11 protein-coding genes are annotated in these 11,783 nt (G+C 37.9%); 5 read left to right on the forward strand and 6 right to left on the reverse strand.

From position 1 onward, the window contains the following. Positions 1-50 precede the first annotated feature (50 nt). Both GM418_RS09130 and nikR read right to left on the reverse strand, forming a co-directional pair. Positions 51-1,904, reverse strand: coding sequence for a TonB-dependent receptor (locus tag GM418_RS09130; protein ID WP_158865320.1), 1,854 nt, complete (start codon positions 1,902-1,904; stop codon positions 51-53). Between the two features lie 50 nt (positions 1,905-1,954). Next, on the reverse strand, positions 1,955-2,356 hold the full coding sequence (gene nikR / locus GM418_RS09135; protein ID WP_158865322.1) for a nickel-responsive transcriptional regulator NikR: 402 nt from the start codon (positions 2,354-2,356) through the stop codon (positions 1,955-1,957). Positions 2,357-2,524: 168 nt separating this feature from the next. Between nikR and GM418_RS09140 the strand changes: the two genes are divergently transcribed. Beyond that, the gene (locus tag GM418_RS09140; RefSeq protein WP_158865324.1) at positions 2,525-2,929 is read left to right on the forward strand and encodes an OsmC family protein; all 405 of its coding nucleotides are present in this window, start codon (positions 2,525-2,527) and stop codon (positions 2,927-2,929) included. Positions 2,930-3,039: 110 nt separating this feature from the next. Here GM418_RS09140 and GM418_RS09145 read toward each other — a convergent pair whose 3' ends face one another. After that, positions 3,040-4,017: an ROK family protein gene (locus tag GM418_RS09145; RefSeq protein WP_158865326.1), complete on the reverse strand. Its 978-nt coding sequence runs from the start codon at positions 4,015-4,017 to the stop codon at positions 3,040-3,042. Between the two features lie 18 nt (positions 4,018-4,035). Then, positions 4,036-5,325, reverse strand: coding sequence for an MFS transporter (locus tag GM418_RS09150; protein WP_158865328.1), 1,290 nt, complete (start codon positions 5,323-5,325; stop codon positions 4,036-4,038). Between the two features lie 173 nt (positions 5,326-5,498). On the opposite strand from GM418_RS09150, the gene yidD reads away from it, so the two are divergent. The 4 genes from yidD to GM418_RS09170 all read left to right on the forward strand — a co-directional run bounded on the left by yidD (position 5,499) and on the right by GM418_RS09170 (position 8,293). Further along, positions 5,499-5,780 (forward strand): membrane protein insertion efficiency factor YidD, encoded by a 282-nt coding sequence (yidD, locus tag GM418_RS09155; RefSeq protein WP_158865330.1) that lies wholly within the window; start codon positions 5,499-5,501, stop codon positions 5,778-5,780. A 76-nt stretch (positions 5,781-5,856) separates the two neighbouring features. After that, a complete protein-coding gene (locus GM418_RS09160) occupies positions 5,857-6,735 on the forward strand; it encodes a metal ABC transporter solute-binding protein, Zn/Mn family (RefSeq protein WP_158865332.1) in 879 nt (292 codons plus the stop codon). Next, complete coding sequence (locus GM418_RS09165; RefSeq protein WP_158865334.1) at positions 6,735-7,478, forward strand: metal ABC transporter ATP-binding protein; 744 nt, start codon at positions 6,735-6,737, stop codon at positions 7,476-7,478. The genes GM418_RS09160 and GM418_RS09165 overlap by 1 nt, the downstream gene beginning before the upstream one ends. A gap of 2 nt (positions 7,479-7,480) precedes the next feature. Further along, positions 7,481-8,293: a metal ABC transporter permease gene (locus GM418_RS09170; protein WP_217447743.1), complete on the forward strand. Its 813-nt coding sequence runs from the start codon at positions 7,481-7,483 to the stop codon at positions 8,291-8,293. A gap of 364 nt (positions 8,294-8,657) precedes the next feature. Here GM418_RS09170 and nagB read toward each other — a convergent pair whose 3' ends face one another. Together nagB and GM418_RS09180 are read right to left on the reverse strand one after the other, a co-directional pair. Continuing rightward, positions 8,658-9,440, reverse strand: a complete 783-nt coding sequence (gene nagB, locus GM418_RS09175) for a glucosamine-6-phosphate deaminase (protein WP_158865336.1) — start codon at positions 9,438-9,440, stop codon at positions 8,658-8,660. A 15-nt stretch (positions 9,441-9,455) separates the two neighbouring features. Beyond that, positions 9,456-11,780 (reverse strand): glucosamine-6-phosphate isomerase, encoded by a 2,325-nt coding sequence (locus tag GM418_RS09180; RefSeq protein WP_217447744.1) that lies wholly within the window; start codon positions 11,778-11,780, stop codon positions 9,456-9,458. Between the last annotated feature and the right edge of the window lie 3 nt (positions 11,781-11,783).

Consider the following 11,783-nt stretch of genomic DNA (forward strand, 5'->3'; position numbering starts at 1 on the left):
AAAAAGGAACATTTCTGCTCCTCTTACATTTCGGTGATAAATTGTATTTTTCAAAAGCTATAATTAATACCGGCAAAAAATGTTGTACCTGGCATGGTATAATATCGGTTCACCTGGTAAGTCTGGTCCAGTAGATTCTCGCCGCTTACGTATAGTTTCAAACCTTTTGTAAGGTTATAAATTGCCTTAGCTTTTAGCAGTGTGTAGCTCTCTTTATTTACAACCGCAAGCGGGTCATTATCGAGATTACCGACTTGCTGAATACTTGCCATTAACTGAAATGCATCAGGACTGTAATGCATACTAAAATAAAACTGGTGCTCCGGTGTGGCATAAACCGGATTTTTCATATTTATGTAACTGTACGTTGTATTTAAAAGCAAATTTTCAAGCACTTCAGCATTCATTGCAAACTCAATTCCTTTATTCGAGATTTCACCTGAATTCATATATTTCGGTGTGCCGTTTACCGGTACCGAAGTAATCAAATTGTCGCCGTTAACTGCAAAAAAAGTCAACTCGGCACTAACTTTGTTATTCAAAAATGTTTTTAAAATACCAGTTTCATAATTTAGAATAGACTCCGGCTCTAAATCAGAATTTTGCGGTCCCCACATAAACAATTCTTTAAGTGTAGGACTTCTGAATCCTTTTGAAATGTTTCCCTTCCACGACATTGTTTCGTCAAATTTATATGCGAATCCAACCGAAGGAATCCACTCATCTCCGTAAATACTATGATTCTGAAATCTTAAGCCGGCATTTAGTGTTAATTTGTTCCAAAAGCTTTGCTGGATAAAACCATATAACCCCAACTCATTAAGTGTAGTGTCGGCAAATACAAGACCTGCCCCATTCATTGCTGTTATATTTTCTGCCATTCCGCCATAATTTATATAATCAACACCAAGCGTAATATTATTTCCTTCAAAAAGATGTAACGATTCAAAAAACTTCAATCCAAAATTATGGTCTTTTGAATGAAAACCGTCTGTAATATCATGTTCTCCAAAATTGTAAAAAAGCTTAAACGAACCCGATAGTTTTTCAAATTCATTCTGAACCGCAAAAGCCCAGTACCCCCGGGCAATATCGATTGTTTCTCCAAAAACAGCGTTTAATGTATCCGGGCCCGGATCAGCAGCATCAAAGTTAGCAAGGCTAAAATCTGTAGATACGTTGAGATGCTCATTAACCTTATACGCTAACTTGGTATACCCGTTGGTAATGTTAAAATCAGAGTGTTCCCGATGCCCATCAGTTTGATCGTGGTTGACGGAAACAAATGCATTAAATTTATGCTTTTTGAATCCCAAAGCTCCCATGTACTTAAGTGTATTATATGAACCATATGAAACTCGTGCATTTCCATGAATCCCTTCTTTGTTTTGTTTTTTGGTGATAATGTTAATCACTCCTCCCATGGCATTGGAACCATATAAAATGGAAGCAGGCCCGCGGATTACTTCCACTCTTTCCACATCGGAAGAAACATATGAATCGGGAAGCGGGTGTCCCATAATTCCCATGAATTGGGGATGTCCGTCAATTAACATTAACACACCGGTAGTTGGGTTTCCGCCAATCCCACGAATCGAAATCTGCCCGGCAGAACCAGTTGCGACACCAAAACCGGTTATTCCACGTTCCGTAACAAAAAGCCCGGGAACCTTCCCGTTTAATACCGGAAGAAGAGCAGACTCATCAGTATCTTCAATTTGCGCCCGATTTACAACTGAAACAGCCATTGGTACACTGCTACGGTTTACTTTCACAGGTGTTCCGGTCACCACAATTTCGTCAATTTGAATTGTATCTTTTGTTATCGAAAGTTGGGCGTACGATTTAAAACTAAATAAAAGTGTTACGGTAAGGACAAGGTGAAGGATGGTTTTTGTTTTCATTTATTCGTGCTACTTTCTTGTAAATTCGTGTTACTATATGGGTAAAAAAATTATTGTGCTTTACTCATTACTAATTTTCCGTGCTGAATTCCCTTGATACTTATTAACTCTTCAGAAACCTCTGTTAGTTTATGAGAAGGACCTTTTACGGCAATGATTTCAAGATAGTTTTGTTCGTTTAAATAGAATCCCTGAGAAGACAGTATCACCTCTCTATATTTATATTGAATTTCGGAAGATTTTTTAAGTATATCATTTTTCTGATGACTGAAAACGAGTGTTATTGCTCCGGCTACAATGTTATCGCATTTCCACTTTTCTTCCACCAGATCTTTTTCGATTAGGTGTCTTATGGCCTGCGAGCGGTTGGCAAACCGGTTGTCGGAAACATAACTATCCAATGCTTCCAGTAATTCTTCATCCAATGATACTCCAAATCTTCTTACCGACATAGTGTTATCAAACTTCAAATTCGTGTTACGAAAATATATTAAATTGAAATGAAATCAAACAGATTTAAAAATTAAACACGAACTTTTAAAACACAATAGAAAGAATTTAATTGTATATTTAATCCAGGCAAAAATAAACTGGAATACTTCATTCAGTCAGATAAAAACATGGCAACAATAAAGACAGTATATTTAGGTGAACTTCGCACAGAAAACATACATCTGCAAAGTGGAAATACAGTCATTACCGACGCGCCAACCGATAATCGAGGTAAAGGAGAATATTTTTCGCCCACCGATCTTCTGGCAACTGCTTTAGGAAGTTGCATTATGACAATAATGGGAATAAAAGCACGAGACAACAATATCGATCTGAAAGGCACCACTGTTGATGTTACAAAAATTATGGCTTCCGAACCGCGTCGTGTTGCAGAGGTAATTGTTGATTTTTACTTCCCAAAGAAAAATTATTCCGACGAAGAAAAACGAATTATAGAAAGTGTGGCAGGGACTAGTCCTGTTCCTTTAAGCTTACATCCCTATTTAAATCAAATAATCAAATTTAACTGGTAAATAAATAGCTCTTTTCTTAGAATTTTTGTTTTGAAGGAAATACATTTCAACAGCTAAAAACAAAAAAGAGCGAACTCGATGTCCGCTCTCTTTTTATAATTAAAAATGGATTATTTTTCAAGTTCTTTCCAAACCATTGCGCTCGCCCCAACAATTGCAGCGTCGCCAGGTTTTAGTTCTGATGGCAGAATTTTAACTTTGTCTTTGTACATCGGGAGCAAATATTTCTCCATGCTCGCCTTTGTCGGTTTAAAAATTAAATCTCCCGCAGCAGTTGGGCCACCAAAAAGAAATATTGCTTCCGGGCTCAAATAATGCACAGTATCGGAAAAACCCAGGCCAAGCCAGTCACCGGTTTTTTCAAACACTTCCAATGCAATTTTATCGCCTTTCATTGCAGCATCGTAAATCATTTTCGAATCGAGTTCTTTGTATGATTTATCCGCCAATAAGCTATCATTTGCATTGTATTTAAGCAACAATTCAAAAGCAGTCCTTTTCATTCCCGATGCAGAACAATACGCTTCTAAATGTCCTAAACCTCCGCATCCACACGGCCGGCCATCAGGAACAAGCGTTGTATGTCCACATTCTCCGGCAAAACCATCGTGCCCATAAACTACGTCACCATTTACAACCATTCCGCTCCCTACACCTGTTCCCAGCGTGTACATCACGAAATTTTTCATGCCCTTTGCACCTCCGTAAATCATCTCTCCAACGGCGGCGGCATTTGCATCGTTTGTTAATACAATTGCCCCCAAATCGGGGAAATGAGTACGAAGAAATTTTACAATATTTACAATTCCCTTAAAAGAAAGATTTGCTGCATGTTCAATTGCTCCACTGTAATAATTACCACTTGGTGCACCAATTCCAATCCCTAAAATTTCAATTTCAGAATTAATGATTTTCAATTTTTCTACCAGGCTGTTAATAGCTATGGAAAGGTCAGAAATATATCGTTTGAAATCTCCATGATCTGGAGTTGCAATACTATCTTTAACCATAACATTTCCATCCTGATCTACAATACCAATTGCAGTATTCGTCCCGCCAATATCTATTCCAATTGAAACTTTTTTCATTCGATTCAGAGTTTTTGCTTAATCAACTTTGATGTCGGTGTTTACATTTTTACTACCAACCAAAGCGTAGAACAAGAGATAAGCAAGACCGAGTAGAGGAACCCAGTATGAAGGCTGGAAGCCAAAACTGTCGGCAATGGCATTTTGTACCAACGGAAGTAGTCCGCCACCTACAACGAGTGTCATAAAAATACCTGAAGCAGCTGCAACATATTTACCTAATCCTTCTACAGCAAGGTTGAAAATACCTCCCCACATAATTGAGGTACATAAACCTACCAGTACAAGGAACATGGCATTGATCGGAACTTCAGCAAATCCAAACGATAATGAACTTCCTGCTGCTTTAAATACAGGCATATTGACCATAGTTGATGATGGGAATAAAATGGCAGCAAGAACCAAAACCAAACCAACAAATGAAGCAACAGTTAACATCATTTTACTCGACACTTTGCTTCCTATTGATGCACCAACCAAGCGGCCGGCCAACATTAACAACCAATAAGTTCCGGCAACAGAACCTGCAATGCCTGCACCTATTCCTACCGATGGATCAGTTAACCAAAGCATCATAGTTCCGGGTACGCCTACTTCAACACCTACATATACAAAAATACCGATGGCACCAAAAATAAAATGACGGAATTGTAATGCACCTGACATTAAATTTTTTATTGGTTCTGAAGCGAACTCAATGCTTGGTTCCGGAATTCTAACTGCTAACAAAACAAAGAATACAAGAGCAAAGACTCCCAAAGCGATATACATTACCGGGAACACATCAGTAATACGTGCACTGACTGCCTCACCAATTAAAATACCTACAAAAGCAGGTGTAAAAGTAGCCATAACTGAGTTAAAAGAACCTCCAACCTGAATCAACTGGTTTCCTTTGTTTCCACCGCCACCTAAAGTATTCAACATTGGGTTTACAACAGTATTTAAAAGTGTCATTGAAAAACCTGCTACAAATGCACCGATCAAATATACCGTAAATGCAGAAGTTTCACTTGCATGCCCGGACAAATATTGAATTCCAACGCCAATAAAGCCAACCGCAATAGCAATTAAGGCAGTTTTTTTGTAACCAATTCGCTGCAGGAGAAGACCTCCGGGAATTCCCATTACTGCGTAAGCAATAAAATTCGCCGCGTTTCCCAACATACCTTGAAAATTAGATGCGCCAAACTGGCTTTTTAGTACAACCCCCATTGGTGCTGCCAAGTTTGTAACAAATGCGATCATCCCGAATAACAGGATCATCATAATAATGGGTAATACATAATTTTTGTCTTGAGAACTCATTAGTTTATTCTTTAAGTTGATAATAATTATTTGAGATTTTTTCGAATCCCTCTATCGAATCGCGTAAAAATAGAATTAATCATTGTTTCCACCAACAATAAAAACATAAAAGAGAGATGTTATTTAACCAAATTAGGCTAATATTTAATTTGTAAATTTGTAGATTCAGAAAAATGAGAAAAATTGGAAACATATTACAGAAAACGCTAAGCTGGATTTTGCTGCTACCTGTGTATCTATATAAATATGGAATTTCTCCTTTAACACCAGCTTCATGCCGTCACGTTCCAACATGTTCTGAATACGCAGTGCAGGCCCTGAAAATCCATGGCCCGTTTAAGGGATTTATTTTAGCAACAAAACGTATCTCAAAATGCCATCCATGGGGAACGCACGGCTACGATCCGGTCCCGCCAAAAGAAAAAATTAAGGTTAAAAAAATGAAAGTCAAATAATAAAGGAATCCGGATGTTAGAACTAAATTTGTATTTTGTTGTTTACAATTCAACAAAATTTTGAATTAGAAAAAAAATGAAGAAACTAATCTTAATATTTACAACCGCAGTACTTTTATTTTCGTGTAGTTCAAGTAAGAAAAAAAGTAACGAAGCTGAAGGTAAAAATGTAATTACAGTTAGTATTTTACCTGAAAAAACTTTTGTTAAAAGAATTGCCGGCGACGATTTTGAGGTCAACGTGCTCATACCTCCAGGTGCCAGTCCTGCTGCATATACACTGCTTCCTTCTCAACTGAAAGAAATCGCAAATTCAGCCATTTGGTTTAGGATGGGTTACATCGGATTTGAATATTCGTGGAAAGACAAAATAGAGCAAGCCAACAAAAATATGAAGGTAGTCGATCTTTCGGAAGGATTGGATCTGATAGCTGACGAAACCGAACAACACGGTGACCATGTGCATATGAACGGCGTAGATCCGCACATTTGGCTGTCTCCTGCTCTGGTAAAAAAGATGGCTGAACGAATTGCCGATGAACTGACCATATTAAATCCTGAAAAAGGACCAGAATACAAGGTAAACTATTTAAAATTTGTAAAGGAAATCGATCAGCTCAACATCAAAATAAAGAACTCACTAAAAGACTATCAGGGCAAAAAGGTAATTGTTTTTCACCCGAGTCTTTCTTATTACGCGAGAGATTACGGACTGGAGCAGTATTCTCTGGAATCGGGTGGAAAAGAGCCAACGCCGCAACATCTGAAAGAAGTGGTTGATTTGGCAAAAAAAGAAAACATAAAGGTAATTTATATTCAAAGTGAGTTTGATCGCGAGCATGCGCGTGTTTTTGCCGAAGAAATTGGTGGTGAAATAATTCAGATAAGCCCGCTTGACCCGGCCTGGTCTGATAATTTGATGGAAATTACCCAAATCCTTGTTGACAATTTTTGATGGAACCACTTATAAAAATAGAGAACCTGACAGTTGGTTATGATAACACACCTGTTCTTGAGAATGTAAATCTTGATATATTTGAGAAAGATTTTATAGGTGTTATCGGCCCAAACGGTGGGGGAAAAACAACACTTCTGAAAGCTGTTTTGGGATTGTTAAAACCATCAGGGGGAAAAATTACATTCCGAAAAGATATTGCAGGAAAGAAAAAACCCATTGGATATTTACCACAGGTTAGACACATCGACAGGAAATTCCCTATTACTGTATTTGATGTCGTTCGTTCGGGTTTCTTAATGAAACAAAAGGAACTTTCGTCTTCAGATCTGAAACAGAAAATAAACCGGTTGCTCGATGAAACAGGCATTTCAAATATTCGGCACAAAGCTATCGGAGAGCTTTCCGGTGGACAAATGCAACGTGTTTTTTTGTGTCGGGCACTAATAAGCGAACCTAAAATTCTTATTCTTGATGAACCCGACACATTTGTTGACAACCGTTTCGAAGGTGAATTATATAACCGTTTAATTCAGTTAAATAAAGAAATTGCTATCATTCTGGTTTCGCACGATTTAGGAACTATTTCAAGTTATGTAAAAACCATTGCGTGTGTAAACGGCGATTTACATTATCACTTAAGCAACAACATCACACAGGAGCAACTTGACGGATACAACTGCCCCATTCAAATTATTTCGCACGGCGATATTCCACACACCATTTTAAAACACCACCATTAAAAATGAATTCTGTAATTGAGCTATTTAACTACGATTTTTTTCAAAAAGCTTTTTTAGCCGCAGTTTTTGCCAGCATTTCATGTGGAGTAATCGGCAGCTATATTGTTTCCCGTCGTATTGTTTTTATCAGCGGAGGAATTACACATGCTTCATTTGGAGGAATCGGCCTTGCATTTTTGGTAGGATTTAATCCTTTGCTTGGCGCAGTGCTTTTTGCTGTTCTTGCAGCATTAGGAATTCAATTTTTTACCAAAGTAGCAGAAATCAGGGAAGATTCATCAATTGCTATTTGGTGGTCGCTGGGAATGGCGCTGGGAATTATTTTTGTTTTTCTCACTCCGGGATATACTCCCAATTTAATGAGTTATCTTTTTGGAAATATTCTGACTGTTACTGTTTCAGAACTATGGTGGATGTTTATTCTGAACGTCATTATCATCCTCTTTTTTTCATTACTTTTCAGCAAAATACTTTTTGTTGCTTTTGATGAAGAGTTTGCACGTGCAGCAGGCCTTCCGGTCGCCCTATTCAACTATTTAACCATTACACTTATCGCCTTAACTGTTGTACTAAATATTCGCGTTGTAGGGATTATTTTAATCTTGTCTTTATTAACCATCCCGCAGGCAACAGCCAATTTATTTACAAATAACTTTAAAAAACTACTTATTCTGTCGTCGGTTTTTGCATTTACCGGAACTATTTCCGGTTTGTTTATTTCCTATTTCCTGAATATTCCTTCCGGTGCAGCCATAATTTTTACACTTGTTATTATTTTTGGACTATTGCGTTTGTTTAAATTTCTCCGCAAATGATTGGCCGTGCAAAAAAGGAAAAATTTTACAGTTGCAGTAAATGTGGCTTTGAATTTTCAAATTTGGATGTTCTCCGAAGTTGCAGCAACTGCTTTGCCTGCACGGGTTGTGAAATTTATATTTGCCCCTCCTGCAAGGAAGAAGTTGTTATAAAGCCAATAAAAAAGATGGACACGAACAAGCCGTCTCCATAAGAAACCAAAAAATTATTTAAAAAGATTATGAATATTTAAAAACACATTCAAAGAGACAATATTTCTTGTTTCAAATTAAAAGAAAATGTATTTTCGGAGTGTGTTTAAAACACATCAATTCGGGATTATCCCTTAAAACTGTCTTTCCTGGAAGAAAGGCAGTTTTTGTTTTATGCAAACGAATCGCGAAAATATTTTACGGTACCTACTTTTAATTCCATTGTCGCTTCTTCATCGCAAACAACAATGCCGCCCGGATGCATTTGCAGTGTCGATAATGTCCACATATGATTTATACCCTCTTCAACTACTTTTTGCAGCGCCCTGGCTTTTTTATAACCGTTTACAACAATCAAAACCTCTTTGGCATCCATAACAGTTTGAACCCCCACAGTAAGAGCTTGTTTGGGAACTTTTGTAATGTCATTATCAAAAAAACGCGAATTGGCAACAACGGTATCATAGTTTAAATCGACCAATCTTGTTCGCGATGTCAACGGAGAACCGGGAATATTAAAAGCCAGGTGGCCGTCAGCTCCCATTCCTCCAAGAAATAAATGAATACCTCCAACTGCTTTTATTTTTTCCTCGTAATCAGAACATTCCTTTAACACATCTTTAGCATTTCCGTTCAAAATATGAATGTTCTCTTTTTCTATATCAATATGATTAAAGAAATTTTCGAACATAAAAGTATGGTAACTTTCAGCATGCTCCTCTGGCAGGCCAACATACTCATCCATATTAAATGTAATTACATGGGCAAATGAAACGATTCCGGCTTTATTTAACCGAATTAATTCTTGGTATGTACCCACAGGAGTGGAGCCGGTTGGAAGACCCAATACAAAGGGTCTTTTTTCGTTGGGTTGATACTCGTTTATTCTTTTTGCAATATAGTCAGCAGTCCACTTGCTTAACTCCTCATAATTTTTTTGAATAACTAATTTCATTTCGGTTTACTGATTTTAAAAAATTCCTTCCATTGATTTTTCAAGAGAAAATGCCTCTTCAAGAAACTGTTCAACATTTAATTCATGCAAATATATCATCCCGTGTGTTGCTCTTAACAATGCTGAGTCATTTTGATAAAAAAAGTTCTTTCCCAATAAAAACTGAATTTGCTTGTGTTGCTCCACCCAAACACGTTGCGCGACATCGCTAAATTTTCCATCGAGTTGGTAACTTGGAAACGATGCGTTTACCTGCGTAACATAACACTCTGAAAACGACTTGTCCAGTGTGGCTAAAGCATTTAAAGAAACAGGCACAAGAACCTCTACATCCCACGGATTATATTTAAACCAAACATTACGGTAGCCAATAATCCGCAAGTTACTTAAATCTTCTTCCTTGTTCCATTCTTCAACTGCCCTTGCAATTGCCTGTAATACTTTGTAATGTGTATCTGGTCCACTTCCCTGCGGATCCATTGTTAAACTTATTACGGTTGGCTTGTATTTCCTGAATTCTTCAAGAATCGGCAAAACATCGCGCTCTTTATCGGGCTGACTCGAAGACCCGCCTCTTTGGTAAAAACCAAGTCTCCAGTGATGAACGTTTTTTACAGATATCCCGTAGTGTGCCCACACCAATTCCTCTTCAAGCTCCCGAATCATCCCCTTTAACTTCTGGATTTCAGGAGGATTGTTTCCACCGTCGTATGTACTCTCAAGCGATTCAATAATTTCTTTTATTACCTGTTTCAGGCCTTTCTCATCTTTTATATCCCAGATTGAAACCAATGCACGAACCGCACGGTGACAAACTCCACGTCTTTTTTCATCACCATTCTGTGCTGCAATATTATCCAGATAATGGTAAATATCCTTGTCCCACTTAAATTTGTAGCCTGAATCAAAAAAATCGGGAAAATTGATCATTTCTATTTTTCCCTGATTTATCAAATCACGTGTATCAACAAGCAAATCTTTCAGGAAATGATTGGTTACCGCATTAAAGCCGGAAGTAGCCACGGCAAAATGCATCTCGTTGCTGGCATCACGCGATTGACGATTTGTTACTGGCATAATTCCCAGCATAATATCATCGTGGTGCGGGCCGGTGTGATAATATACCTGGTTGACTTCTTTATGCATTCCACGTTCGAGTTTGACTAAAATAGAGTCAATAACACTCTGAACAGTATTCTCATTCAAATCCGGAATCTGGCTGCAATATTTATCGGCTTTTAAATCTTCAAGGGTCAATTTACCTCCAAACTTGTTTATCTTCCTGCAAAGTTCGATAACAGCTCGTTCCGTCTTTTTATGCGTCCATGGCCCGCAGTTATAAAAACATTCAATGCTATCTTCCAGTTTTACAGTAGCACTTTCGGTAAGATAGAAACGGCTGTTTTTTAATTTTTGCAGAGAAGATGCCGGATAATTTACTACTGGCTCTCGTTCCAAAGAATCTTTTATTGTATCGGCAATAGCCTCTCCTGCCGCATAAATTATAGCTTTATTTTCAGGATTAAACCGGAGCGTGCCTAAGCCGATGGTAATCACCAAACGTTTGCGCGAAACCTCTATTCCGCCCAAATCAGCTGCAGTTATCGCCTGCGTTTCAAAATTGGTTTCTTTTAAACGCGTGGAGGAAAAATGATCGGAGCCACGGGTATTAAATGCAATATTCCCATCTGGTCCGATTCCACCAAGAAAAAATCCGATCCCACCTTTTTCCCTTATTTGGTTTTCATAATTCGTGCACCAATTGTCAATTTTAAAAATCGACTCCTGCTGCAACTGTTCCATTTGCGTTTTTGCCTCCCTGTATCGCAGGGTTAAGTCAATGCTATAATCCGGAAAAATTTCGCTAAAATGTTTATTTTGGGCCAATTCAATCTCATCGGAATTTATTAACAGTGCATTCTTTCTATCCAGGCCAAACCCTTCAATGTAATACTTCCCGGCGTAGTTACATAAACTGTTATGCTGATCCGAACTTATGGGGTAAAACTCACCCATTTGAACAAACTGCAAGTCTTTCAAAACAGGTTTTTTAGTTGCTCCCAACCCATATTTTACAAGTGCATCCTTTGTTTTTTTATTACCCCAATTTTCAAGAATTAGTTTTGTATAATTCAAAAAGTGCTGGGCAGTCTTCCCTGTTGGTAAACTTACAACTCCATCCGGATTTTCACTCACCCACTCCAAAAAACTCATGGCAGAAAGCAGCCCTAGTTTTGGAAAACTATCAACCGGGATATATGGAATCCGAGTGGTAATTTTTCCCAATCCTGCCTCTTTAAAAAATGCCTCTTCAACTTTTGAAAAATTTAATTCCATCATTTT

Source organism: Maribellus comscasis (assembly GCF_009762775.1).
Lineage (GTDB): Bacteria > Bacteroidota > Bacteroidia > Bacteroidales > Prolixibacteraceae > Draconibacterium > Draconibacterium comscasis.